A 24,024-nucleotide genomic window follows, 5' to 3' on the forward strand; every position below is an offset into this window, starting at 1 on the left:
GACTAGTCGCTCTCTTCGGTGCGGTGCTCAGTGGACTCGCGTCCGGCGTCGGTGTCGCGGTCGCCGGGCGCGCGGAACGCCTCTTCGGCGTCGCGTCCGGCGGTGGCGAAGGCGGCGAGACCCGAGAACGAGGCGTCCGGCGGGATGGCGGAGACGGTGCTCCGGGCCGTCCGCCCGGCCTCCTTGGGCTCGGCCTCTTCGTTCCGCCTGCTGCGGCGCCGGGGCAGTCCGCCGGGCGTGGTCTCCGCGGCGGCGGCCGGGGCGTCCGGGGCCGGGGCGGTGACCGTCTCGCGGGCCGGGGCCGCCTTGGCCGTACGGATCTCGGGGGCGGCGGGCGCGGCCGGTGCCGCGGCGGCGGGCAGCGGGCTGAAGTACTTGTGCGGAACCACGACCACCACGGAGGTGCCGAGCCACGGGGAGTCCGCGAAGGTGACGCGGATGCCGTAGCGACGGGCGAGGGCACCGACGACGCGCAGACCGATGTTCGCGTCCTCGGTGATGCCGCCGAGTCCCGCTCCGGGGGCGGTGCCCGCGAGAGCGTGCTCGGCCTCGCGCTTCTTCTCCTCGCTCAGGCCCTTGCCGGAGTCCTGGATCTCGATGCCGACGCCGTTGGGCACCTCCTTGCCGGAGATGAGCACCGGCTCGGTGGGCGGCGAGTAGCGGGCCGCGTTGTCGAGGAGGTGGGCGAAGATTAGCGTGAGGTGGTCCACCAGACCGCCGTCGACGCCGAGTTCGGGCAGGTGACGGACCTGGATCCGGTGGAAGTCCTTGATCCGGCCGATGCCGCCGCGCGCCACGCTGAGCAGCCGCTGCGGCTCCTGCCACTGCCGGCCGGGCCGGTCCGAGCCGCCGAGCACACCGATGCTGGCGGCGAGACAGTCGGCGGGGCCGATCTCCTGGTCCAGTTCCATCAGGCCCCGGGCGACGGCCGGCAGCCTGCCGTGCTCGCCCTGCATCTCGTGCAGGCGGCCGCGGAGCTTGCTGGTCAGCACGTGGATGCGGTTGCCGATGCTGATGACGGCCTGCTCGGCGGAGGTGGAGCGGTCGAACTCCGACTCCAGGCCGATCAGGGCGGTGCGCAGCACCTTGCGCAGCTCGGCCTGGAGGTCGGAACTGACCTTGGCGCACTGGTTGAGCGTGGGCAGGACGTCGTCGATGGCGTCGCCGGAGCGCAGCGCCTCCATCGCGGAGGGCAGTTGCTCGTCGGCGAGCCGGGCGACGGCGGCGAGCTGGTGGGAGAGCTGTTCCTGCCAGACCTCGGCCTGGTCGGCGAGCTGGGCCTCGTAGGACGTGGCCTGCTCGGTCAGCCGTTCCTCATAGGCCCGGGAGGTGTCGGAGAGCTGCGTCTCGTACGAGGCGCTCTGGTCGGCCAGGCGCCGCTCGTAGGTCGCGTTCTGCTCGGTGAGCTGGGACTCCAGGGTGGCGCGTTCGGCGGAGAACTTCCGTTCCAGGCCCGCGACGTGCTGCTGCCACTGCTGGTTGTGCTCGGCCTGCGTGGTGCGGAAGGTGTTCTCCGCCTTGTGCAGGTGTGCCCGGGTGCGCAGCAGCAGGCGTACGCACACGGCACTGGCCGCCGTCGCCGCGAGTCCGGCGACGGCCGCGGTTATTCGCTCCGAGCTCATGAACGTGGCGGCAACGGTCCCGCCTCCCAAGCCCAGCGGCATCAACCACCAGCTGTACCAGGCGACAGGGGCCCGCGCCGCCGGTGGCGGAGTGGCGAGTTCCATCTGCATCCTTCGAACAAACACGATCGAACAGGGGGGGTGTGGATCGCACTCATGAGTACGCACCGCGAGTCGACCGGACGCGATCGCGTCAACTCGCAGCGCCGATCGGAACCTTATCGGGTTTAGACCCGAAAGGATCAACCTCGTCACCCTGCGGACGTGAGGGTTCCGTCACGCTCCGACAGAAAGCGAAAGGTCGACAAATATCCACGCCAAGCAGCGGAGTTGACCAGGGACGGCCGCTCGCGACCGGCGGGTGGGGTCAGCGGGCGGTCTGGAAGGTGCGGCGGTAGGCCTGCGGGGAGACCCCGATCGCCGCGTGGAGATGCTGGCGCAGGGAGGCGCCCGTCGCGAAGCCGACCCGGCCCGCGATCTGGTCCACCGTGAGGTCGCTGGACTCCAGCAGGTGCTGGGCCCGGGCCACGCGCTGCTGGATCAGCCAGCGGCCGGGGCTGAGCCCCACCTCGCCCTGGAAACGGCGGGCGAAGGTGCGCCGGCTCATCCGGGCGTGGCCGGCGAGGTCGGTCAGGGTGAGGGGTTCGCCGAGTCGCTCCAGGATCCAGGCGCGGGTGGCCGCGGTGCTCGCGGCGCCCTGCTCGGGGACGGGCTGTTCGATGAACTGGGCCTGGCCGCCGTCCCGGAACGGCGGGACCACGCAGCGGCGGGCGACGCTGTTGGCCAGCAGGCTGCCGTGATCCTTGCGGACCAGGTGCAGGCAGATGTCCACGCCGGAGGCGGCCCCGGCGGAGGTGAGGAAGGGGTGGTCGTCGACGAACAGCACGTCCGGGTCGAGGTCGACCAGCGGGAACATGCTCCGGAACCGGTCGGCGACCTGCCAGTGGGTGGTCGCCCGGCGCCCGTCGAGGAGCCCGGCGGCGGCGAGGACGAAGGCGCCGGTGCAGATGGAGACGATGCGCGTGCCGGGCCGGATCAGCGCGAGGGCGGCGAGGACCTCGCCCGGCACCTCGTCGGTCAGACGGTCCGGCGCGACGGGCGCGATCACCACCGTGCCGGCCGTGGCCAGGACCTCGGGGCCGTGCTCCACGGTGACGCCGAAGTCCGCGTTGGTGCGCACCGGACCGCCGTCGACCGAGCAGGTCAGCACCTCGTAGCGGCCGTCGGCGGCGCCGAGGATCCGGCTGGGGATGCCCAGCTCGAAGGGGTACACCCCGTCCAGGGCCAGGACCACCACTCGTTCACGTCGCATGGCACGATCCTATCGAAGGTTGGCAATCTTGCCATTGGCGAGCGGGGCGCGAACCGGCACGCTTGATCACCATGAGCACACAGAACACGATGCGAGCCATCAGCCAGGACGTCCTCGGCGGTCCCGAGGTCCTCAGGGAGATCGAAGTCGAGCGCCCGGCCCCGGGGCCGAACCAGGTGCTGGTCCGGGTGCGGGCCGCCGGGGTCAATCCGACCGACTGGAAGCACCGCGCGACCGGCGGCTTCCTGGGCGAGGCGCCCTTCGTCCTCGGCTGGGACGTCTCCGGGGTGGTGGAGGCGGTCGGCATCGGCGTCGTGGCCTTCGCGCCCGGTGACGAGGTCTTCGGCATGCTGCCGTATCCCTACGGGCACGGCTCGCACGCGGAGTACGTCATCGCCCCGGTCCGCGCCCTCACGCGCAAGCCGGCCGGCATCGACCACGTCCAGGCGGGCGCGCTGCCGCTGGTCTCGCTCACCGCGTGGCAGGCGCTGGTGGAGCACGCGGACGTGCGGCCCGGGCAGCGGGTGCTGATCCACGCCGCGGCCGGCGGGGTCGGGCATGTGGCGGTGCAGATCGCCAAGGCGCGCGGCGCGTATGTGATCGGCACCGCGAGCGCGGGCAAGCACGAGTTCCTGCGCGGGATCGGCGTGGACGAGACGCTGGACTACCGGGAGACGGACTTCACCGAGGCCGTGAAGGACGTCGACGTCGTCCTGGACACGATCGGCGGCGACAACGCCCTGCGCTCGCTGCGCGTCCTGCGCCCCGGCGGTGTCGTGGTCTCGATCCTCCCGGGCGGCTCGGACGAGTTCTACGAGGAGGCCGAGCGGCTCGGTGTACGGGGGCTCCGCATGCTCGTGGACGCCGACCGCGCCGACATGCGGGCGATCGCGGAACTCGCCGAGGCGGGCAAGCTCCGCGCCACGATCGCGGGCACCTTCCCGCTGGCCGCTGCCGCGGAGGCGCACACGCTGGGCGACACCGGGCGCACCACGGGGAAGCTGGTGCTGGTGAACGACTAGCCGGGCGGGACGGGCCGGCCGGACTCCAGGAGGCCGGCTTCGCCAAGGTCGATGGCAGGCACCCCGCTGTTCTCGGCGGGGGCCGGGCCGAAACGGACAGAGGAGAGAGGGCTCCCCCTCCCCTCCCCACCAGATCGCCACGTGGCGCAGGACACGCTCACGTCAGGATTGCACTTGGGAAGGTCCAGGGAAGTCATAGGGCGCCCATGACCCCATGATTGCCGTGAAGGTGATGACCCGTGACGTCCACTGCGCCTCCCCCCATACCTCGAGCCGCAGGATCGTTTCCGTTCATCGGCCACACTCTGAAAATGCGGGACAACCTCGGCTTCATCGACTCGCTGCGCGAGACACGAGAACCACTGGTCGAGATCGTCCTGCAACCCGGGACACGCACCATCGTGGTCCAGGACCCGGCCCTGATCCACCAGATGCTCAAGGCCCTGGGGCCCAGCCTCGACAAGGGCCGGCTCTACGACAAGCTGGGCCAGCTGCTGGGCGACAGTGTCGTCACCGCCACCGGCCGGAACCACGTACGCAAACGCCGCCAGCTGCAACCAGCGTTCGCCCACACCGAGATCAGCCGGTACGTCGACATCATGCGCGCCGAGGTGACGGCCACGGTCGCCGGCTGGGAGCCCGGGCGAACCCTCGACGTTCGCGAGGCGATGGTCGGGCTCAGCCTGGACATGCTGGCCAAGACGGTGTTCGCCGGCAGCCTCGACGACCGGGTCTTCCGCCGGCTGCGCAGCGACCTGTCGGTGGTGTTGAACGACGTCGGTGTGCGCATCATGCTGCCCGACTGGGCCGAGCGTCTGCCGCTGCCGTTCAACCGCCGCTTCGACCGGGCCCGGGCCGGCGTACGCGCCACCATCAACACCGCCGTCGACGAACTGCAGGCCTCCGGGCACGACACCGGGGACATGCTCTCCATGCTGCTGCGCGCCATCGACGAGGAGACCGGCGAGCCGCTGACCGGGCATCAGATCTGCTCCGAGATCCTCACCCTGGCCGTCGCGGGCACCGAGACCACCGCGTCGGTGCTGTCCTGGGCTCTGTACGAACTCGCCCGCCACCCCGACATCGAGGCCCGGGTCCTGGCCGAGCTGGACGAGGTCCTCGGCGAACGGCCGGTCGCCTTCGACGACGTGCTCCGGCTGCCGTACCTGAACCGGGTCATCACCGAGACCCTGCGGCTGCACCACCCTGGCTGGCTGGTCACCCGCCGCACCACCGAGGAGACTCGGCTCGGCGAGTGGACGCTGCCCGCCGGCACCGAACTGGCCTACTGCCAGCACGCCCTGCACCGCGACCCCGAGCGCTTCCCCGACCCGAACACCTTCGCCCCGGACCGGTGGACCGACCCCGCGCAGGAGCCTCCGCCGGGCGCGTTCCTGCCCTTCGGGGACGGCAAGCACAAGTGCATGGGGGACCGTCTCGCCCTCACCGAGATGGTCACGGCGCTCGCGACGATGCTGCGTTCGGTACGGCTGGAACTCGCCGAGGGCCAGGTCATCCACCAGGTCGCCCGGCTCACCGTACGGCCGCACACCCTGCGGATGACGGTCCACCGCCGGAACCGTCCCCGAGCCGGGGGCGGTCTCTAGGGCCTGTTCCAGGGTAGGTGGAGTCCTGCCGGGCTGCCCGGCTCGGTCGCCGGTGTCAGAACGTCAGCACCGGCTTGATCGTCTTGCCCGACCTCATGTCCTGGACCGCCCGGTCGATGTCCCCGAAGGGATACGTGCTGATCAGGCGGTGCAGCGGCAGGCGGCCCTCCTTCGCCAGGCGGACCAGGGCGGGGATCATGGTCTGGGTCTCGCTGTCGCCGAGGGTGAGGCCGACGATCCGCTTGCCGCCGAGCAGGCCGTTGACGTCGAGGGCGACCTCGGTGCCGAAGGGCGGGGCGCCGACGACGACCAGGGTGCCGCGGGCGGCGAGCGCGTCGACGCCCTGGCGCAGGACGCCGACGTTGCCGGTGGTCTCCACGACACCGTCCGCGCCCTGTCCGCCCGTGAGGGCGGCGAGGGCGTCGGCCAGGTCCTCCCGGCTGGTGTCGACGGTGTCCGTGGCGCCCAGCTCGGTGGCCAGCGACAGGCGTTCGGCGACCCGGTCGACGGCGACGATCCTCGTGGCCGGGGTGAGGGCCGCCGCCATCACGGCCGACAGGCCCACCGCTCCGGCGCCCAGGACGACGACCGTGCTGCCGGTGTCGGGTTTCAGGACGTTCCAGACGGCGCCCACACCGGTCTGTACACCGCAGCCCAGCGGGGCGATGGACTCCAGCGGCACGTCCGGGTCGACCTTGACCAGGCTGCGCTCGTCGGCCAGGGCCCGCTCGGCGAAGGAGGACTGGCCGAAGAAGTGGCCGCCCAGGGCCGCGCCGTCCCGGCTGATGGTGTGCGAACCGTCGGCCCGGCTGCCGCCGAGCAGGTTCAGCGGCAGCCAGGTCGCGCAGTACGCGGGGTGCCCGCCGCGGCAGTTGCGGCAGTCGCCGCAGGAGGTGAAGGAGAGCAGGACGTGGTCGCCGGGCGCGACGCCGGTGACGGCGGGGCCGACGGCCTCGACGACGCCCGCGCCCTCATGGCCGAGGACCCCGGGCAGCGGGAAGGGCAGTCCCCCGCTCGCCACCCCGAGGTCGGTGTGGCACAGACCGGTGGCGACCATGCGGACCAGCGCCTCGTGCGGGCCGGGTTCGTCGAGGACGACATCGGAGAGGGTGAAGGGCGCGCCGCCGGACTCGACGACCGCGGCACGGGTGGTGGTGGGCATCGCAATGGCTCCTTGACGGTGTCTCAGTCGAGCGAGACGACGACGGACTTGACCTTGGTGTAACCGGCGAGGGCCTCGGGCCCGTACTCACGGCCGTAGCCGGAGTCCTTCACACCGCCGAAGGGCACGGCGGGGTCGAGCATCGCCCAGTCGTTGATCCAGACGATCCCGGCCTGGAGCCGGTCGGCGACCCGGTGGGCGCGGGCGAGATGGCTGGTCTGGACGCCCGCGGCCAGGCCGTAGGGCGTGGAGTTGGCGAGGGCGATGGCCTCGTCCTCGTCGTCGAAGGGCTGCACGGTGAGGACGGGGCCGAAGATCTCCTCCTGGATCACGCGGGAGTCGTTCGACAGGTCGGCGATGACGGTGGGCTTGTAGTAGTAGCCGCCGTCGAGGTCGAGCCGTTCGCCGCCGCAGACGACGCGGGCGCCCTCCTTGCGGGCGAGGGCGACGTACTCCTCGACCTTCTTCAGGTGCTTCTCGGCCGCCATCGGGCCGATGACCGTGGCCGGGTCGCGCGGGTCGCCGATGGGCACACCGGGCACGGCCTCGGCGAGGATGCCGAGCAGCGTCGGGTACACCGAGCGGGCCACCAGCAGGCGCGGGCCGCCCATGCAGAACTGGCCGGTGTTGAAGACGAAGCCCTTGATGACCGCCCCGACCGCCTTCTCCAGGTCGGCGTCCTCGAAGACGATGTGGGCCGCGTTCCCGCCCAGCTCCATGGTGACGGGCTTGAGCGCCTCGCCGGCGACGCTCGCCACATGCCGGCCGATCGCGGTGGAGCCGGTGAAGGCGACCTTGTCCACGCCGCGGTGGCGCAGCAGTGCCTCGCCGGCGACCGGGCCGCTGCCGGTCACGACGTTGACCACACCGTCCGGTACGCCCGCCTCTTGGAGCAGCCGGGCCATGTACAGGGCGCTGAGCGGGGTCTCGTCGGCGGGCTTGTGGACGATCGTGTTGCCGGCCGCGAGCGCGGGGGCGAGCTTGGAGCCGGCGAGGATCAGCGGGAAGTTGAACGGGGTGATCGCGGCGACCACGCCGAGCGGCTCGCGCCTGGTGTAGGCGAGGGCGTTCATGGGGGTGTCGCGCAGGGCGCCGTCCTGGCTCTGGGCGAGGTTCGCGAAGTACTCGTAGTCGTTGGCCGCGTTCGTCACGTCGACCGCTCCGCACAGCGAGACGGGCTTGCCCACGTCGAGGCTCTCCAGGGCGGCCAGCTCGTCGGCGTTCTCGCGGATCAGCCGGGCGACGCGGTGCAGCACCCGGCCCCGCTCGCGGCCGCTCAGTCCGGACCAGGCGCCGTCGTCGTAGGCCTCGCGGGCGGCGCGTACGGCCGCGTCGACGTCGGCGGGGCCCGCCTCCGCGACGGTGGTGACGACCGTGCCCCGGGACGGGTCGACCACCTCGGTGCGCGCCCCGTCGGCGGCCTCGCGCCACCGGCCCCCGATGAACAGCTTCCCGGGTTCCTTCTCGAAGGTGGTCATCGCCGCTCCCCAGCGTCGTCGCCAAGATTTCAACAAACAGGATTCCTGTTGGTTCGCAGTCTCTTTACAGACAGGTTTCCTGTCAATGCTCTAGCCTGCTTCCATGCTCGACACACAGGTGACCAAGGCGCCCCCTTCCCTGCTCTACATGGTCAAGCAGGTGGAGCTCGTCGTGCGCTCCCACCTGGACGAGCTGGTCAGGCCTTCCGGAATCACCGCTCTTCAGTACACCGCGCTGACCGTCCTGGAGCGACACGACGGACTGTCGGCGGCCCAGCTGGCGCGCGACTCCTTCGTCACCGCGCAGTCCATCGCCGATCTGGTCCGCTCCCTGGAGGGCCGCGGGCTGGTGCGCCGGGAGCGCAATCCCCGCAACCGCCGGGAGCTGCTGATCCTGCTCACCGACGACGCCCGGGAGCTGCTCGCCCGGCACGCCGGGCCGGTCCGGGAGCTGGAGGAGCGGATGGTGCGCGACCTCACGGCACACCAGACCGAGCAGTTCCGTCAGGCGCTCACCAAGGCCTGGCACGCCCTGTCGTAGCGGGGAGTGCACCCCGTCGCGGCCCGGAGCGCACGCCCGCGCACTCCCCCGCGCGAACCTCGGCCAACTCGGCCGCAATTCAGAGACATATGTCAATCGAACATGCTCAAATTCACTCGTTGGAGGGTAACTTGCGGGACGGGGAACGGTGTTGAGCGCCGCACCCCCTTCCCACGCACGGAGCAAGCTGGAGGCGATCTCGTCGTGCGGCAGGAACCTGCACCGCTCACCCGGCATCTGCGCGTCCGCCAGGAACGCGGTCACACCGTGCTGGAGTTCCGCGGCGAGATCGACCTCGCCGCGGCCACGGAGATCGCCCCGCACCTGGACCGCGAGACGAACCGCCGCGCCGCCCGGGTCGTGATCGACCTCAGCCGGATCGAGTTCTTCGACTGCTCAGGGCTCCGGTTGCTGTACCGGGCCAGGAGCCGGGTCCTCGACCGGGACGGGCACCTGCTCCTCGTCTGCGCCCACCCGCTGACCCTGCGGGTGCTGCGCCTCACCGGCCTGTCCCGGCTGCTGCCGCCGCAGCCGACGCTGGACGCCGCACTGGAACAGCCGGAGGCCACGTCCGGCTCGGTGTGACACGCCCCGAATGCGCCCTTCGCGCTTCCGCGGAAGTCCTTCCCTCTTCAACCGGCCGGTCTGGCAGGGGATGTGGCGGGCATCCGGACAGTAGGAAGGAGGGCCGTCGCATGACGACTCCCGTCAAGCGCCTCCCCAGGCGCATGCCCGGCTGGGCCAAGGTGGTGGGCGCGCTCGTCCTGGTGCTCATCGTGTTCTTCGCCGGGATCCGGCTCAGTGTGATCCCGGGCCTGAAGGACCTGTTCGGCACCGACACCCACGACCGGTCCGGCCCCGCGCTGCTGAAGTCCATCCAGGACATCAGCCGTTACGACGCCGCCTCCGGCAACTTCCAGGTCGTCGTGGACCTGGAGAAGGACGCCAGGTTCCTGCCCGACGCGATCCGCGGCACCCGCACCCTGTACGTCGGCGCGGGCACCGTCGACGCCTACGTCGACCTGGGCAAGGTCGGCGAGAACGACGTGAAGGTCAACGGCGACCGCACGTCCGCCACGCTCCGGCTGCCGCACGCGCGATTGGGCAAGCCGGCCCTCGACCCCGACCGCTCCTACGCCGTCTCCAAGCAGCGCGGCCTCTTCGACCGCCTCGGCGACCTCTTCTCGGACAATCCCAACGGTGAGCAGGCCGTGCAGAAACTCGCGGTACGGCACATCGGCGACGCGGCGAAGGAGAGCGAGCTGACCGCACGCGCCGAGAAGAACGCCACCGGCATGCTCGAAGGTCTGCTGCGCTCCCTGGGCTTCAAGGAGGTGCGCGTGTCGTACGGGAACTGACCCGGCCGGCGAGCACCTCGGACAGGGCGGAGTGCCCCGGCGGAACGCGGGCAACAGTGGCTGGGAACGCCCCCCGGCGGCATCGTCACCGCGCCCGTGGGTAACCGCCCTGTCACACAGGGAAGTTGAAGTCTGGAGGACCGTATGGCCAGTGCAGCCTCACGTCCCCGTACCGTCGGGTCCGGGAGCGAGCGACGCCCACTCCCCCTGCCCGTCCGGCTGCTGGCGATGCTGTGCGCCTTCACGTTCATGGTCGCCTTCGCCGTGGTGCTGGCGCGGCTGACCCTGCAGCCCTCGCCCGCCTCGGAGGCACTGACCCACACCAACCTGCGACCCGGCGACTCGCTGAAGGCCTATCTCGACCAGCCGGAACTGCGGGACGCCTTCCGCCAGATCGGCGGCAACATCCTGCTCGGCGTCCCCTTCGGCATCCTCGTGCCCGTCGTCGCGCCCCGCACCCGCGGCATTCTGCGCGTCCTGCTGATGACCGCGATCGTGATGCTGCTGGTGGAGTTCGCCCAGGGCGCCCTGGTCACCGGCCGCGCCTTCGACATCGACGACGTCATCCTCAACACGTCGGGCGCGCTGATCGGCTATCTGCTCCTCGGCCGCCGCCTGAGCCGGGCGGTCCACGCGCGCAGGCCCCGGCGCGGCCGGGCGGAGCGGAAGCCGTCGGCCGAGAAGGCCTAGCGCGGCGTCCAGGTGTACTTGTCTCCGCCCACCCAGCGGACCACGTCCGGATCGTCCATGTCGTGGACCGTGATGCCGAACGCGGCCGCCGCCGCCAGTACGTCGGTGGCGGCCTTGGCCTCCCCGACCACCTGGCCGTCGATCTCCACGATCCGGAACGGCGGTGTGCCCGGCTGCACCCCGAGCACCAGGATCCGCGGGTGGGATATGTACGGGCTCGCGCTTTCGGTCATGCATCGAGGGTAGAGCGCAACCGGCGAGGGCGCGGGGTTCAGTCCGTCGTGCGGTCCGCCGGGCGCTGGGCAACCCTTGAGGTGGAGGTGGCGATGGATCCCGTCAAGGCACTGGACCGGATCGCCTTCCTGCTGGAGCGGTCCCTGGCACCGACGTACCGCGTGCGCGCCTTCCGTACGGCGGCCCGGGTGCTGAAGGAGCTGGGCGACGAGGAGGTCCGCCGGCGGGCGGCGGACGGTTCGCTGGAGTCGCTCAAGGGCGTCGGCCCGAAGACCGCGCAGGTGGTGCGGGAGGCGCTGGCCGGTGAGGAGCCCGGCTATCTGCGCACGCTGGAGGGCGAGGACGCGGAGCGGCCCGCCGTGCGGGGCGGCGAGCGGCTGCGGGAGCTGCTGCGCGGCGACTGCCATCTGCATTCCGACTGGTCGGACGGCGGCAGCCCGATCGAGGAGATGGGCCGGGCCGCGGCGGCGCTGGGCCACGAGTGGGCGGCGCTGACCGATCATTCGCCGCGGCTGACGGTGGCGCGTGGTCTCACGGCCGAGCGGCTGCGCGAGCAGCTGGACGTGGTCGCGGAGCTGAACGAGACCTGGGCGCCCTTCCGGCTGCTGACCGGCATCGAGTGCGACATCCTCGAGGACGGCTCCCTCGACCAGGAGCCGGAGCTGCTGGACCGGCTCGACGTCGTGGTGGTGTCGGTGCACTCCAAGCTGCGGATGGACGCCCGGTCGATGACCCGGCGGATGGTGGCCGCCGTCCGTGACCCGCACTCCGACGTGCTCGGGCACTGCACGGGGCGGCTGGTGAGCGGGCGGGGGCGGCCCGAGTCGGAGTTCGACGCGGACGAGGTGTTCACGGCGTGCGCGGAGACCGGGACGGCCCTGGAGATCAACAGCAGGCCGGAGCGGCTCGACCCGCCGCGGCGGCTGCTGCGCCGGGCCGTGGACGCGGGGGTGCTGTTCTCCGTCGACACCGACGCGCACGCGCCGGGGCAGCTGGACTGGCAGATCAACGGGTGCGCGCGGGCGGAGGAGTGCGGGGTGCCGCCGGAGCGTGTGGTGACGACGTGGTCCCTTCCTGAGTTGCTGGCCTGGACCCGTGAGCGGCGGGTGCCGTCCGGAGTGGCGGGCGGCTGAGGTGGTACCCGGGCCGGCCGGAGAGGAAGGGACCGCACCCATGGACAGCGCCGAACGGGCGGCCGTGTTCGATGTCGACGGCACGCTGGTCGACACCAACCATCTGCACGTCGTGGCGTGGTGGGAGGCGTTGCGGCAGGCGGGCCACCAGGTGCCCATGCACGCCGTTCACCGGGCCGTGGGCCTGCCCTCCACCGACCTCGTCGCCCACCTGCTGGGCGACAGCCGCGACCAGGGCCAAGACGCCGGCATCAGCGCGGCCCACAAGGCGCTCTACGGGCAGTACGTCGACCGGCTGCCCGCGCTGCCGGGGGCCGGGCCGCTGCTGCGCCGGCTGCACCGGGAGGGCTGGGCGGTGGTGCTGGCCACCTCGGCGGGCGGCGCCGAACTGAGCGCGCTGCGCCGGGCCGTCGACGCGGACGACGCCATCACCGCCACGGCGAGCGCCGACGACGTCGACGAGGGCAAGCCGTCCCCCGAGCCGGTCGAGCACGCGCTGGAGCTGGCCGGGGTGCATGCCGAGCGGGCGGTCTTCGTCGGCGACACGGTGTGGGACATGCTCGCGGGCAGCCGCGCCGGGGTGCGCTGTGTGGGCCTGCTGTGCGGCGGCATCCCGCGCGCCGACCTGGAGGAGTCCGGCGCCGCCGCGGTCTACGCCGACCCGGCGCATCTGCTGTCCGCCCTCCGCGACAGTCCCCTGGCATGAGGCCGGCATGAGGCGACGTGAGACCGCCGCTCACGCGGATACCCGCAGCGCATGACGCGCGTGAGGAGTGCGGTGCGGCGGGCCGGGGTGTCTCTGCCCTTCCGCCGGGGGAAGGACGCGGGCACCCCGGCCGATGAGGGCCAGGGAGAGATCCGCGCGCTGGAGCAGGGGGTCCGCGGTGCGCGGCCCCTGGACGCGGTGGGGCGGGAGAGCCGGGCCGCCTGGGACGCCCTGCGCGCGGCCTGGAAGGGGCCCGGGCGGGAACGCGATCTGGTCGTCCAGTCGCTGAAGGCCGCCGCGGCCGCGGTGCTGGCGTGGCTGGTGGGCGGCGTATGGATGGGAGACCCGCTGGCGCTGATGGCGCCCTGGGTGGCCCTGGTGCTGGTGCAGGCGACCGTCTACAGCTCGCTGGTGCAGGGCGCGCGGCAGTTCGGGGCGATCTGCGTCGGCACCGTGCTGGCCTCGGCCGCACTGGCGCTCACCGGTGACACGACGGGCGCGCTGGCCCTGTCCGTCCCGGTGCTGATGCTGCTCGCGAACTGGTCCCGCTTCGGCGACCAGGGCATCTACGCGGCGACCACCGCCCTGTTCACCCTCACCGCGGGCTCCGTGAGCATGTCCGGCGTCGGGCACCGGGTGGGGCAGGCGGCGCTGGGCGCCGTCATCGGCCTCGCGGTCAACGCGCTCGTCCTGCCGCCGGTCCATCTGCGGGACGTACGGGAGAACCTGGCGGGCCTCGCCCGGGAGGCGGGCGACGTCCTGCGCACCGTCGCCGCCGATCTGCGCGAGGGCGAGTGGGACGCGGGGACCGCGGCCGGCTGGCTCAGCGCGTCGTCCCGGCTGGACAACCGCCTGGAGGCGCTGCGCTCGGCACGCCGGTGGAGCCAGGAGAGTCTGCGCCTGACCTACGGCCCGTTGCGGCGCCTGCACCGCGTGCCGCACGGGGGCGCGCTGCCGCCGGTGGACGAGGACGAGCGGTTCGGCCGCGTCACCGGGCACGTCACCGCGCTGACCCGGGCCCTGGCGGTGTCGGTGGACGACAGCCGGACGCCCGCCCCGCCCGAGGGCCCGGCCCTCCAGGCGTACGCGCGTCTGCTGGATCTGATCGGGGAGGCCTGCCACACCGAGGCGGACAGTCTGCTCGACGGCAGTGTGCGGCCCCGTCCGGACGAGGAGACCGAGGAGGCGATGCGGGAGCTGCACCAGGAGCTGCAGGAGAAGCTGCGCCGGCACGCCGGGGAGGGGGCCGCGCACACGGCGGTCCTGGGCACGCTGCTGCTCCAGGCGGAGAACCTGTGGGCCGAGACGATTCCCGCCGAGACCGTCCCGGACGACCGGGGGCGGTGACATCCGTGTGCCCCGGGTACTCGGTGACCGCTGGCGGAACCACGCGGCCGAGAGGAGCGGACGGTGAGCAGCAGAACGGGCAAGAGGATCGTCGTCACGGGCGCCACCGGCAATGTGGGGACCAGCGTGGTGCGCCTGCTCTCCGAGGATCCGGACGTCGCCTCCGTGCTGGGCCTGGCCCGGCGGATCCCCGAGTGGTCGCCGCCGAAGACGGACTGGTCCGCGGTCGATCTGGCCTTCGCGGAGTCCGACCTGGTGGAGCGGTTCACGGGTGCCGACGCGGTCGTCCATCTGGCCTGGGCGTTCCAGCCGACGCACGATCCCGCGAAGACCTGGCGCACCAATGTGCTCGGCAGTATGCGGGTGTTCGAGGCGGTGGCCGCCGCGGGGGTGCCGGCGCTGGTGCACGCCTCGTCGGTCGGCGCGTACTCGCCGGGTCCCAAGGACCGGACGGTGGACGAGTCGTGGCCGACGCACGGCTGGCCGGACGCCGCGTACTGCCGGGAGAAGGCCTATCTGGAGCGGGCGCTGGACACGTTCGAGCGTGATCATCCCGGGACGCGGGTGGTGCGGATGCGGCCCGCCTTCCTCTTCCAGCGGGAGTCCGCGAGTGAGCAGCGCCGGATCTTCGGCGGGCGTTTCCTGCCGGGCCAGTCCGCGCGTCCGGAGCTGCTGCCGTTCCTGCCCGACATCGCGGGGCTGCGGGTGCAGGCGCTGCACACGGACGACGCGGCGCTCGCGTACCGGCTGGCGGTGCACTCCGAGGTCCGGGGCGCGTTCAACCTGGCGGCCGAGCCGACGGTCGACGCGGAGCTCCTGGGCAGGATGTTCGGTGCCCGCCCGGTGCGGCTGCCGCGCACGGCGGCCCGTTCGGCGCTCGCCGCCGCCTGGGGCCTGCGTCTGCTGCCCGCCTCGCCGCATCTGTTCGACGCGGTGCTGCGGCTGCCCCTGATGGACTGCGCACGGGCGCGCAGGGAGCTCGGCTGGCGGCCGGAGCACACGGCGCCGGAGGTGCTGGAGCAGTTTCTGCAGGGCCTCCAGCAGGGTGCGGGCGCGCCGACGGAACCGATGCGGGGACACAAGGTGGGCTGACCTGGGGCCACGCCGTCTCCCACGCCCCGCCTTCTCCCGCACCCCGCACATGGCCGATGGCCGCGGCCGGCCCCCACGGTCGGCTGCGGCCATCGGCGTCCGAGGGCGCTCCGGGGCGGCTCAGTCGGCGGGCTCGTCCGGCACCGGGTGCTCGGGGTGCACCGTCCCCCGTTGCGGCGCCTCCCCCTGCCGGCCCGTCCCCGCCTCGTCCGTGCCGGGGACGTCGTCGGCGGGCTCGTCGGCGCCGTCCTTGCCGTTCTTCTCGTCCTCGCCGGTGCCCGTGAAGCGCGAGGCGACCTCCCACGGGTCCTCGCCGGTGTCGGCCTGCTGGTCCGGCATGTCCCGCGGGACGGGCTCACCGTTCTCGCCGGGTCCTTCGAGGCGGTGGTCGGTCACGACATACTCCTTTCGTGGTCCGGGCGTCACGCGAGTACCTCCGCCGTGACCTGCGAAACCTCAGCGTGGTGCCCGCTCCCGCAGCGCCGTGTGCCAGGCGGGGAGCGGAGGCTCCGGTGCGGGATGGGGACGCCGTCCGCCATGTGCGAAGAAGTCGGCGAGCGGCAGGATCGCGGCACCGACCGTGACCGCGTCGGGCCCGAGCCGGCCCAGTCCGACGGTCACCTTCCCGGCCGGGTGGCGCAGCGCGTACGCCAGGGCGTGGCGGCGTACGGCGGGCAGGAAGCGGGCGCCGAGGGCCAGGCCCGCCCAGCCGCCGATGAGGACGCGCTCGGGCTGGAAGAGGTTGATCAGGCCGGAGAGACCGGCGCCCAGGTACTCGGCGGTCTCCTCCAGGACGGCCAGCGCGACCGGGTCGGCCTCGCCGTCCCCGGGCGGGTACGCGGCGGCGAGCATCGCGGTGAGCGCGGACTCCTCGTCGGTGCCGTCCGGGACGCGGCCGCCCTTCTCACGCCAGCGGGCGAGCAGCGACTCGGCGCCCGCGTAGGCCTCCAGGCAGCCGAGCGCCCCGCAGCGGCAGCGACGGCCCCGGACCCGGACGGTCAGGTGCCCCCATTCGACGGCCCTGCCCTGCTCCGCCTCGGGGGTGACGAGGCTCGCGCCGACGCCGGAGCCGAAGAGGACCACCACGGCGTTGCGCGCGCCGCGTCCGGCGCCGAACCACATCTCGGCCTGGCCCAGCGTCTTGGCGCCGTTGTCGATGAAGTACGGGACGGTGTCCGGCAGCGGGGTCCCGGTGCGGAGCAGGGCCTCCAGCGGGACGGCGTCCCAGCCGATGGTCTGCCCGTGCACGAGCGCGCCGCCGTCGGGCGTGCGCTCGACGATGCCGGGGACGCCGATGCCGACGCCTAGGAGCCGTTCGGGCGCGAGGCCGGCGGTGTCGAGGACCTCGGCGATGCCCTGGCGGATGTGGGCGGCGACGACCTCGACCTCGTACCGCCCGCCGGCGAGCGGGCGCTCGACGCGGGCCAGTTCCGTGAGGGTGAGGTCGAACAGTTCGACACGCACCCGGGTCTCGCCGACGTCGACGCCGATCATGTGGCCGCTGCCGGGCGCGACGCGCAGCAGGGTGCGGGGGCGGCCGCCGTCGGAGTCGACACTGCCGGCCTCCTCGACCAGTCCGTCGGCGAGCAGGTCGGCGACGACGTTGCTGACGGAGCCGGAGCTCAGTCCGGTCGCCGGGCCGAGCGCGAAGCGGCTGAGCGGGCCGTCGAAGTAGAGCCGTTGCAGCACGGCCGTGCGGTTGGCCCGCCTGAGATCGCGTACCGTGCGCCCGTTGCGCCCCGCCATGTGGTTCCTTCCGCCCCTTGTTTCAGGCTGTGTGGTTGCCGCCGAGGAGTTCCTCGATCTCGTCCAGGGCCGCGAGGAGTTCCGGGGCGACCGCCTGCCGCACCCAGCGCATCTGGTCCTCGCCGGTCTCGCGCGGAACGGTCTCGGTGAGCATGATCAGGTACAGATAGGCGCGGTACAGGGCGAGGCGGAGACGGGCCGGGGTGTCGAAGTCGGCCCGGCCGCCGGACTCCCGGTAGCCCGACAGGAACGCCTCGTCCTCCTTGATGTCCCCCAGCAGCGCCAGGGAGACGAATTCGGCGAGGGGGTCGCCCCAGAACATGCGCTCCCCGTCGATGAGGCCGCCGACGCGGGCCGCTCCGTCCGAGCGGTCGACGAGGATGTTGCCCCGCCACAGGTCGAAGTGGACCAGGCACGGGACGGTGACCTCGTCGAGGGCGCCGTACGCGGAGCGGGCGGTACGGGCCACCGCGTCGGGCGGGAGCGGCAGCCAGGCCCCGTAGCGCCGGGCGTCGTCGAGGACGGCGTCGACCATGGCCGTGAACGCGGTCCGCCAGTCGGGGGCGAGCGGGCCGAGGGCGCCCGAGGGGTAGCCGAAGCCGGGGCCCGTCACACGGTGCAGACGGGCCGTCCGGCGTCCCAGTTCCGTACGCAGCGCGGTCTGTTCCGGGGCCGTGAGCGAGTCGTCCCAGGTGTCGCCGGGGCAGGCCGTCATCAGCAGGAAGTCGTCCCCGAGGGACACCAGCCGCGGCGCGGGAACCCCGGCGCGGGCGGCCGAGCGGTAGAACTCGGCCTCCGACACGAGCAGTCGGCGCTCGTGCCGGAGGCCGGGGACAGCGGCGGCGGGCGGGATCTTCAGCACGTAGCGGGTGCCGTCGGTGAGGCGGAGTTCCTCGACGGTGTTGTACGTGCCTCCGGTCAGCGGGCGGAGGTGGGCGAGGCCGCCGGGGTCCAGGCCCGCCCGCTCCAGGACGCGCCGGGCCCGTTCCCAGGAGTCCACCACCGTGCGCCCACCCCTCCCCTTCGGCTTCGGTCAGCCGGCCGCGTACACGTCCTCGACGTAACGCCCGTCCGCGACCAGCCCGTCGAGCCACTGCTCGGCGGCCTTCTCGTCCGTACCCGGTGTGTGCTTGCGGTACAGCGTACGGAACGCCTCGCGCACCCCGGGCGCCATCCGTGAACCGTCGCCGCAGACGTACACCCGCGCTCCGGACTCCAGCAGGCCCCAGACCTCCTCGGCCTCGGCGGCGACGCGGTGCTGCACGAACCGCACCTCGCCCTCGGGGGTCTCGCTGAAGGCGGGGCGCAGCGAGACGGCCCCGGCCGCGTCGGCGGCGCCCAGTTCGTCGGCGTGCATGAAGTCGGCGTCGGGTGCGTCGCAGCCGAAGTAGCAGACGGCGGGGGCGAGTTCGGTGCCCGCCGCGAGGGCGGCCGTGCGGTCGGCGATGGCGCCGCGGAACGGGGCGAGGCCGGTGCCCGCCGCGACCATGACGACGGGTGCGGATCCGCCGGTGGCGTCGATGCGGAAGGCCTCCCGGCACGGCTGCACGCGCGCGTAGATCGTGTCCCCGGGCTGGACCGTGTTGAGGTGGCCGGATCCGGTGCCCCGGTAGACGCCCTTGCCGGACCGGGCGGGCGCCTGCAGCAGCGAGACCATCAGGTCCACGTGGCCGAGGTCGACGGCGGGCGAGGAGGAGACGGAGTAGTGGCGGGGGCGCAGCGGGGTGAGGAGGTCGAGGAGCTGCGGCCAGTCCAGGGCGCCTCGCAGGGCCGGGTGGTCCTCGATGATCTCCACGAGGGTGCGCGGGTCGTCGGTGAGGGCGGCCAGGGCGATGCGCTCCGGCGGGCACGGGTTGGCCTCGGCGAGCACGGCGAGCTGCCCGGCGCTCGGGCGCTCCTGCAGCTCCACGTGGTGGGTGAGGAGCTGCCGTACCGTCACGGGCCGGTCGACGGCGATGCCGTCGCGGCGCGGGCGGGTGGCGCGGATGTCCAGGACGGTGTCGAGGTCGAGGCCGAGCGCGGTGGCGGTGCGGGTGACGAGGTCCGGGTCGTTGGCGGGCAGCACGGTGAGGTGGTCGGCCGTGCGGTAGGTGACGCCGTCGGGGAGCGCGACGCGCAGGAACCTCTTGCGGCGGGCGTAGCCGGGCGCGGTGAGGTCGTAGGCCTCGGTGACCTTCATGGGGACGAGTTCGTGCCGTGCGGCGAGGGCGTCCAGCGGGCCGCCGGTGAGGGTGCGGACCTCGTAGGCGACGGTGGGCTCGGGGTCCGGGGTCGTGGCGTCGGGGTCGCCGTACTGCCGCAGGAGGGCGGTGCGCAGGTCCGTCGTGAACTGCCGGACGGTGCCGGTGAGGTCGCCGGAGGCGTCGGCGGCGGCGCGGTCGAGCAGCCGGGTGGCGCCGGACTCCGCGAGCCGCTCGTCGATGCGGGTGGGGACGTGCTGGTAGGTGGCGGCCCAGTTGCGGTCGCCGACACCGAGGACGGCGTAGGTCACGCCGGACAGGTCGTGGTCCTCTTCGAGGCGGGCGGCGAAGGCGGTGGCGTCGTCGGTGGGGCGGCCGTTGTAGGAGGCGGCGGCGATGACGACGGGCCGGTCGGTGGGCAGGCCACCGGCGTAGGCGTCCAGGGCTGCCACCTGCGTCTCGCAGCCCACGGCGGCGGCCTCGTCGGCGAGCTGGGCGGCGAAGTCGCGGCAGGTGCCGTAGTTGCTGCCGTGCAGGAAGAGGGCGGCGGTGCCGGGGCGGACACGCGCGGGCAGGTCCTGTGGCTCGGCCGCGCCGGTGTCCTGGAGCGGGGCGGCGCCGGGCAGCGGCGTGTGGACGCGGTCGGCGGAGGTGCGCGGGGTGAGCGCGAGGGTGAAGCCCTCGGGCTTGAGGGTGAGGGTCTCCTTGACGTCGAGGCGGTAGTCGGCGTGGTCGCTCAGCCGGTAGCGGTGCACGAGCATGGCCAGCAGCATGGTCGCCTCGTGCAGCGCGAACTGGCGTCCGATGCAGGCGCGCTCGCCGGTGCCGAACGGCTTGAAGGCGTGCACCGGGCGCTCCGCCTCCGCCTCGGCGGTGAAGCGGGAGGGGTCGAACAGCTCCGGGTTGTCGCCCCAGACGGGCTGCCGGTGCAGCATCGGCGTGAGCACCAGGGCGGAGTCCCCGGCGCGCATCGGGATGCGGCCGCCGAGCAGCGTGTCCTCGCGGGCCTTCCGGGCGAACACGGCGGCGGTGGGCCAGAGCCGGAGCGCCTCGTTGAGGACCTGGCGGGTGTAGGTCAGCCGGCCGACCTCGTCGTACGTCGGCTCGACGTCCGCCGCGTCGCCCCACATCTCGTCGACCTCGCGCTGCACCATCTGGAGCGCGGTCGGGTGCTTGGCGAGGTAGTACATCGCGAAGGACATGGCGCCGGAGGTGGTCTCGTGCCCGGCGATGAGGAAGGTGATGACCTGGTTGCGGATGTTGGCCGTGTCGAGCGTGGTGCCGTCGGCCGGGTGCTCGGCGGTGAGCATCAGGCCGAGGAGGTCGTCGGCCTGGCTCTGGTCGGTGCCGGTGCGGGCGGCGATGACCTCGTCGACGACCTGGGCGAGATAGGCGGAGTCGTCGCGGAAGGCCGCGTCCTGCGCCGAGTAGTCCTGGCCCGGGACGCGGGCGAGGCGGGTCATGCTCCATTCCAGGCAGCGGACCATCGACTCGACGAAGGGGTGCGGCTCGGCCCGCTCGAAGGAGCCGAAGTCGTACCCGAAGCCGGCGAGACCGATGGTGTCGAGCGTCATGCGGGTCATGTCGCCGGGCACGTCGACGGGCTTGCCGGCACCGGCGTCGCGGTCCCAGGACGCGATGAGCCGCTGGGCCACCCGCAGCATCACGGGGTGGTACGTCCGCATCGAGCCCAGCGCGAAGGCGGGCATGAGGATGTCGTGCGCCTTGGCCCAGTTGGGCTCGTCGTTGTAGGCGGTGAACAGGCCGTCGGCGGCGAACTCGCGGACGTTCTCCAGACCGGGCCCGATGTGCTTGGCGAACCGCTGCTCGTCAGCGAGGTCGGCGACCAGGTCCAGGTCGCCCACGAACAGGGTGTCCCGCCCGTACAGCCGCCGGACGAACGCGGAACCGTGCTCGCGCATCAGATCCATGGCCTGCTGGATGGGCGAGGGGCCGGGTCCGGTGGCGGTGATGTCGGCGACGGGGATGTCGTCGAGGGTGTCTGCGGTGCGGGAGGTCTGTCCGGTGGGGGGCATGACGCGGCAACTGCCTTTCGCGGTACGGAAGTACTGCGATCCAGCGTGATCCACGGGGCCCGGCGGGCAGTGCCGTACCCCTACATGATTGTGTAGTGCAAGCAGATGCGTCGCTCTTGCGCGGGAGCGACCCGGCGTGGCAGGAGACGCTCATGGACCTGTCCCGGCACGAGGCCGTGACCTGGCGCAACCGCGCCCTGCTCCTCTTCGACCGGGTCGCGATGCCGGTCGCGGTGTGCGATGTGTACGGCGCGGTCCTGCTCGCGAACCCGGCGATGGCGGCGGAGTGCGGTACGACGCCGGGGCGGCTGCGCGGCCGTGATGTGCTGGAGCTGTTCCGGCCGCGGGAGGCGACGCAGGTGGAGCGGATCGCCGAGGCGCTGCGGCTGCGGCACCGCTCGCGGTACCAGGTGTCGGTGCGCTGGCAGGCACCCGGCGGGGCGGAGCGGTACGGGGAGCTGACGGCGGACCCGGTGAGCGACACGGTGGAGGAGACGCCCGCGCTGCTGGTGATGCTGCGGGTGGACGGCGAGCACGAGGCCGCGAGCACTCCGCCGGCCGAGCGGGTCACCCCGGCGGAGGCCCGCATCCTGGCCCTCCTGGCCGCGGGCGCCACCACGGCCCGGGCCGCCCGCGAGACCGGCCTCACCACCGACGGCGTGACGTATCACCTGCGCCGTCTGTCCTCCCGCTGGCAGGCCGCCAACCGCACGGAACTGGTGGCCCGCGCCTACGCCCTGGGAGTGCTGGCCGCCGGGGTGTGGCCGCCGGAGCCGGGGTGAGACCGCCTTCCGGAAATCCACTCGCCCCGTTCGTCGCGGCTGTCTAACCTGACCTGGCCCGCAAAACCTAGGACCCCTAGGTTTGGCCGAAGAGAAGCAGGAGCCCTCCCATGAAGCCGCTCACCGAGCAGGACATCCGCAGCTCGTTCATCAACTGCTCCAAGGGAGAGGCCAAGCGTCTGGCCGTCCCCCGGGATCTCGGGGAACGCCCCTGGGACGATCTCGACTTTCTCGGGTGGCGGGATCCGGGAGCGCCCGATCGGAGCTATTTGGTGACCGAGCGGGACGGCCGTCTCGTCGGGGTGACGATGCGGTTCCAGGCCGCGCAGCGGGCATCCCTCCAGCGCAGCATGTGTTCGCTGTGCCTGACGACCCACCCTCGGGGCGGTGTCTCGCTGATGACCGCGCGGAAGGCGGGGGCGGCCGGGCGTGAGGGGAACTCCGTCGGGGTGTACATGTGCACCGACCTCGCCTGTTCCCTCTACGTACGCGGGAAGAAGACGCCGGAGAGCGGCTCCCGCCTCGAGGAGAGCCTCACCCTCGCGGAGCAGATCGAGCGGACCACGGAAGGGCTGGCCGCCTTCCTCGACAAGGTGCACGCCTGAGCGTCCACGGTCGCCCCTGTTTTCCCTCGGCGCTAACGTCCTTCATGGATGCGTTCGATGCGCCACGCGAAGGGGAACGGCCCGAGGATGCGAGAGGTACGTGAGTGGAGGGCGCACGCCACTCGGATCATGCACAAGCGCCGGGATCCCGTGGTCGTCCAGACGTTCCGGTCCGCGACGGCGGCGACGATCGCGTACGCCATCGCGCTCCGGCTGAGCCCCGAACCGACGGCCCCACCTCTCACCGCTCCCCTGACCGCCCTGCTGGTCGTCCAGGTGACGCTGTACGCCACGCTCACCAACGGCTTCCGCCGGGTGAACGCCGTGGTCACGGGAGTCCTCGTCGCCATCGCGTTCAGCCTGCTGGTGGGGCTGACCTGGTGGAGCCTGGCGATGCTCCTCGTGGCCGCGCTGGTCGTGGGGCGGCTGGTCAAGGTGGAGGAGTACGTCCCCGAGGTGGCGATCAGCGCGATGCTGGTCCTCGGGGTCACCACCGTCGGGAACACCGCCTGGGCCCGGGTGGTGGAGACGCTCATCGGCGCGAGCGTCGGACTCGCCTGCAATCTGCTGCTGGCCCCGCCGGTGTGGGTGGAGGAGGCGGGCGAGTCGATCGACGGTCTGGCGCGCCGGCTGCGGCAGCTGATGCTGCGCATGGGCGAGGAGGCCGCCGGCGGTACGCCCGTGGACCGCGCGGCGGAGCAGTTGCACGAGGCGCGACGCCTGGACCACGACATCATCGAGGTGGATACCGCCCTGAGGCGGGCCGAGGACAGTCTGCGGCTGAATCCGCGTGTACAGGACAGCGTGCTGCACCGGGTGGTGATGCGCACCGGCCTGGACACGCTGGAGATCTGCACGGTCGTCCTGCGCGTGCTCGCGCGCTCCCTCACCGATCTCGCCAAGGAGCGCGAACCCGAGCCGCTGTTCGAGCCCGAGACGGGCGCCGCCCTGGAGCAGTTGCTGTCCGAGATCGCCGATGCCGTGGTGAGCTTCGCGGTGCTGGTCACCACGCACCTCAGCACGAGCGCCGAGTCGGCCGAGGAACGCCTCGCCGCGGAGCTGCACACCGCGGCGGGCACTCGCGACAAGCTGGGCCTGCTGCTGCGCGAGGAGGCCGAGCGCGGCCCCGGGCACTGGCAGCTTCCCGGCGCCGTCCTGACGGAGGTCAACCGCATCCTCGACGAACTCGACACCGAGCACCGCACCCGGCGCCTGTTCGAGGAGCTGGACCGCGTGTCGCGCGAACAGCGCGCGCGGATGCCCCGGCTGACGCGCCTGCGTGAGCGGCTGGGCGTCACGGAAGAGCTGTGGCGCAACCGCGCCGGGTTCGACGCGCGTTCCCACTGACAGTCGGCACCGCGCGTTGCGTCC

The 24,024-nt window shown here is 72.7% G+C and carries 22 protein-coding genes; 13 read left to right on the plus strand and 9 right to left on the minus strand.

Annotated elements, in window-relative coordinates:
* Positions 1–2 precede the first annotated feature (2 nt).
* Together NNW99_RS01965 and NNW99_RS01970 are read right to left on the minus strand one after the other, a co-directional pair.
* Positions 3–1,727 (minus strand): sensor histidine kinase KdpD, encoded by a 1,725-nt coding sequence (locus NNW99_RS01965; RefSeq protein WP_215116840.1) that lies wholly within the window; start codon positions 1,725–1,727, stop codon positions 3–5.
* Between the two features lie 262 nt (positions 1,728–1,989).
* Positions 1,990–2,934, minus strand: a complete 945-nt coding sequence (locus tag NNW99_RS01970) for a GlxA family transcriptional regulator (RefSeq protein WP_215116841.1) — start codon at positions 2,932–2,934, stop codon at positions 1,990–1,992.
* A 71-nt stretch (positions 2,935–3,005) separates the two neighbouring features.
* Here NNW99_RS01970 and NNW99_RS01975 point away from each other — a divergent pair, with 71 nt between their 5' ends.
* The gene (locus NNW99_RS01975) at positions 3,006–3,956 is read left to right on the plus strand and encodes an NADP-dependent oxidoreductase (RefSeq protein ID WP_215116842.1); all 951 of its coding nucleotides are present in this window, start codon (positions 3,006–3,008) and stop codon (positions 3,954–3,956) included.
* A gap of 239 nt (positions 3,957–4,195) precedes the next feature.
* On the plus strand, positions 4,196–5,563 hold the full coding sequence (locus tag NNW99_RS01980) for a cytochrome P450 (protein ID WP_215116843.1): 1,368 nt from the start codon (positions 4,196–4,198) through the stop codon (positions 5,561–5,563).
* Between the two features lie 55 nt (positions 5,564–5,618).
* Here the strand turns inward: NNW99_RS01980 and NNW99_RS01985 are convergent, their stop codons facing one another.
* Positions 5,619–6,725 carry an NAD(P)-dependent alcohol dehydrogenase gene (locus NNW99_RS01985; RefSeq protein ID WP_215116844.1) on the minus strand — a complete coding sequence of 369 codons (1,107 nt, stop codon included), beginning with the start codon at positions 6,723–6,725 and terminating at the stop codon, positions 5,619–5,621.
* A gap of 23 nt (positions 6,726–6,748) precedes the next feature.
* Complete coding sequence (locus NNW99_RS01990; protein ID WP_215116845.1) at positions 6,749–8,203, minus strand: aldehyde dehydrogenase; 1,455 nt, start codon at positions 8,201–8,203, stop codon at positions 6,749–6,751.
* A 103-nt stretch (positions 8,204–8,306) separates the two neighbouring features.
* Between NNW99_RS01990 and NNW99_RS01995 the strand changes: the two genes are divergently transcribed.
* From NNW99_RS01995 to NNW99_RS02010, 4 genes are all read left to right on the plus strand, one after another.
* Entirely contained in the window at positions 8,307–8,744 is a 438-nt protein-coding gene (locus tag NNW99_RS01995; protein ID WP_215116846.1) for a MarR family winged helix-turn-helix transcriptional regulator, read from the plus strand.
* A gap of 204 nt (positions 8,745–8,948) precedes the next feature.
* Entirely contained in the window at positions 8,949–9,329 is a 381-nt protein-coding gene (locus tag NNW99_RS02000) for an anti-sigma factor antagonist (RefSeq protein ID WP_215116847.1), read from the plus strand.
* Between the two features lie 110 nt (positions 9,330–9,439).
* Positions 9,440–10,102 carry a DUF4230 domain-containing protein gene (locus NNW99_RS02005; RefSeq protein ID WP_215116848.1) on the plus strand — a complete coding sequence of 221 codons (663 nt, stop codon included), beginning with the start codon at positions 9,440–9,442 and terminating at the stop codon, positions 10,100–10,102.
* A 144-nt stretch (positions 10,103–10,246) separates the two neighbouring features.
* Complete coding sequence (locus tag NNW99_RS02010; protein WP_215116849.1) at positions 10,247–10,792, plus strand: VanZ family protein; 546 nt, start codon at positions 10,247–10,249, stop codon at positions 10,790–10,792.
* Here the strand turns inward: NNW99_RS02010 and NNW99_RS02015 are convergent.
* A complete protein-coding gene (locus tag NNW99_RS02015; RefSeq protein ID WP_215116850.1) occupies positions 10,789–11,025 on the minus strand; it encodes a hypothetical protein in 237 nt (78 codons plus the stop codon). The two genes, NNW99_RS02010 and NNW99_RS02015, sit on opposite strands and share 4 nt — an antisense overlap.
* Before the next feature lie 93 nt (positions 11,026–11,118).
* Between NNW99_RS02015 and NNW99_RS02020 the strand changes: the two genes are divergently transcribed.
* The 4 genes from NNW99_RS02020 to NNW99_RS02035 all read left to right on the plus strand — a co-directional run bounded on the left by NNW99_RS02020 (position 11,119) and on the right by NNW99_RS02035 (position 15,304).
* Positions 11,119–12,159, plus strand: coding sequence for a PHP domain-containing protein (locus NNW99_RS02020; RefSeq protein WP_215116851.1), 1,041 nt, complete (start codon positions 11,119–11,121; stop codon positions 12,157–12,159).
* 40 nt (positions 12,160–12,199) lie between these two features.
* Positions 12,200–12,865, plus strand: a complete 666-nt coding sequence (locus tag NNW99_RS02025; RefSeq protein WP_215116852.1) for an HAD family hydrolase — start codon at positions 12,200–12,202, stop codon at positions 12,863–12,865.
* A gap of 51 nt (positions 12,866–12,916) precedes the next feature.
* On the plus strand, positions 12,917–14,212 hold the full coding sequence (locus NNW99_RS02030; protein ID WP_215116853.1) for an aromatic acid exporter family protein: 1,296 nt from the start codon (positions 12,917–12,919) through the stop codon (positions 14,210–14,212).
* 63 nt (positions 14,213–14,275) lie between these two features.
* The gene (locus tag NNW99_RS02035; RefSeq protein WP_215116854.1) at positions 14,276–15,304 is read left to right on the plus strand and encodes an SDR family oxidoreductase; all 1,029 of its coding nucleotides are present in this window, start codon (positions 14,276–14,278) and stop codon (positions 15,302–15,304) included.
* A 120-nt stretch (positions 15,305–15,424) separates the two neighbouring features.
* Here NNW99_RS02035 and NNW99_RS02040 read toward each other — a convergent pair whose 3' ends face one another.
* The 4 genes from NNW99_RS02040 to NNW99_RS02055 are packed head-to-tail and all read right to left on the minus strand — an operon-like array spanning position 15,425 to position 21,266.
* Positions 15,425–15,700: a hypothetical protein gene (locus tag NNW99_RS02040; RefSeq protein ID WP_215116855.1), complete on the minus strand. Its 276-nt coding sequence runs from the start codon at positions 15,698–15,700 to the stop codon at positions 15,425–15,427.
* 60 nt (positions 15,701–15,760) lie between these two features.
* Positions 15,761–17,050 (minus strand): ROK family protein, encoded by a 1,290-nt coding sequence (locus NNW99_RS02045; RefSeq protein ID WP_215116856.1) that lies wholly within the window; start codon positions 17,048–17,050, stop codon positions 15,761–15,763.
* A 22-nt stretch (positions 17,051–17,072) separates the two neighbouring features.
* On the minus strand, positions 17,073–18,053 hold the full coding sequence (locus NNW99_RS02050) for a phosphotransferase family protein (protein WP_215116857.1): 981 nt from the start codon (positions 18,051–18,053) through the stop codon (positions 17,073–17,075).
* A 30-nt stretch (positions 18,054–18,083) separates the two neighbouring features.
* Entirely contained in the window at positions 18,084–21,266 is a 3,183-nt protein-coding gene (locus tag NNW99_RS02055) for a cytochrome P450 (protein WP_215116858.1), read from the minus strand.
* A 152-nt stretch (positions 21,267–21,418) separates the two neighbouring features.
* Here NNW99_RS02055 and NNW99_RS02060 point away from each other — a divergent pair, with 152 nt between their 5' ends.
* From NNW99_RS02060 to NNW99_RS02070, 3 genes are all read left to right on the plus strand, one after another.
* The gene (locus NNW99_RS02060; protein WP_215116859.1) at positions 21,419–22,048 is read left to right on the plus strand and encodes a PAS domain S-box protein; all 630 of its coding nucleotides are present in this window, start codon (positions 21,419–21,421) and stop codon (positions 22,046–22,048) included.
* A 110-nt stretch (positions 22,049–22,158) separates the two neighbouring features.
* Positions 22,159–22,653: an FBP domain-containing protein gene (locus NNW99_RS02065; RefSeq protein WP_215116860.1), complete on the plus strand. Its 495-nt coding sequence runs from the start codon at positions 22,159–22,161 to the stop codon at positions 22,651–22,653.
* Positions 22,654–22,740: 87 nt separating this feature from the next.
* Positions 22,741–24,000 (plus strand): FUSC family protein, encoded by a 1,260-nt coding sequence (locus NNW99_RS02070; protein ID WP_215116861.1) that lies wholly within the window; start codon positions 22,741–22,743, stop codon positions 23,998–24,000.
* The last annotated feature ends 24 nt before the right edge of the window (positions 24,001–24,024 follow it).

It is taken from the genome of Streptomyces sp. CRCS-T-1, assembly GCF_024442335.1.
In the GTDB taxonomy this organism is placed as follows: Bacteria; Actinomycetota; Actinomycetes; order Streptomycetales; family Streptomycetaceae; genus Streptomyces; species Streptomyces koelreuteriae.

Bases quoted from the DNA above. Each gene is read 5' to 3' on its own strand.
- NNW99_RS01965 (WP_215116840.1), bottom strand. From the start codon at position 1,727: ATGGAACTCGCCACTCCGCCACCGGCGGCGCGGGCCCCTGTCGCCTGG.
- NNW99_RS02020 (WP_215116851.1), top strand. From the start codon at position 11,119: ATGGATCCCGTCAAGGCACTGGACCGGATCGCCTTCCTGCTGGAGCGG.
- NNW99_RS02005 (WP_215116848.1), top strand. From the start codon at position 9,440: ATGACGACTCCCGTCAAGCGCCTCCCCAGGCGCATGCCCGGCTGGGCC.
- NNW99_RS02070 (WP_215116861.1), top strand. From the start codon at position 22,741: ATGCGAGAGGTACGTGAGTGGAGGGCGCACGCCACTCGGATCATGCAC.
- NNW99_RS02030 (WP_215116853.1), top strand. From the start codon at position 12,917: ATGACGCGCGTGAGGAGTGCGGTGCGGCGGGCCGGGGTGTCTCTGCCC.
- NNW99_RS01975 (WP_215116842.1), top strand. From the start codon at position 3,006: ATGAGCACACAGAACACGATGCGAGCCATCAGCCAGGACGTCCTCGGC.
- NNW99_RS02060 (WP_215116859.1), top strand. From the start codon at position 21,419: ATGGACCTGTCCCGGCACGAGGCCGTGACCTGGCGCAACCGCGCCCTG.
- NNW99_RS01995 (WP_215116846.1), top strand. From the start codon at position 8,307: ATGCTCGACACACAGGTGACCAAGGCGCCCCCTTCCCTGCTCTACATG.
- NNW99_RS02010 (WP_215116849.1), top strand. From the start codon at position 10,247: ATGGCCAGTGCAGCCTCACGTCCCCGTACCGTCGGGTCCGGGAGCGAG.
- NNW99_RS02015 (WP_215116850.1), bottom strand. From the start codon at position 11,025: ATGACCGAAAGCGCGAGCCCGTACATATCCCACCCGCGGATCCTGGTG.
- NNW99_RS02025 (WP_215116852.1), top strand. From the start codon at position 12,200: ATGGACAGCGCCGAACGGGCGGCCGTGTTCGATGTCGACGGCACGCTG.
- NNW99_RS02065 (WP_215116860.1), top strand. From the start codon at position 22,159: ATGAAGCCGCTCACCGAGCAGGACATCCGCAGCTCGTTCATCAACTGC.
- NNW99_RS02055 (WP_215116858.1), bottom strand. From the start codon at position 21,266: ATGCCCCCCACCGGACAGACCTCCCGCACCGCAGACACCCTCGACGAC.
- NNW99_RS01970 (WP_215116841.1), bottom strand. From the start codon at position 2,934: ATGCGACGTGAACGAGTGGTGGTCCTGGCCCTGGACGGGGTGTACCCC.
- NNW99_RS01985 (WP_215116844.1), bottom strand. From the start codon at position 6,725: ATGCCCACCACCACCCGTGCCGCGGTCGTCGAGTCCGGCGGCGCGCCC.
- NNW99_RS01990 (WP_215116845.1), bottom strand. From the start codon at position 8,203: ATGACCACCTTCGAGAAGGAACCCGGGAAGCTGTTCATCGGGGGCCGG.
- NNW99_RS02045 (WP_215116856.1), bottom strand. From the start codon at position 17,050: ATGGCGGGGCGCAACGGGCGCACGGTACGCGATCTCAGGCGGGCCAAC.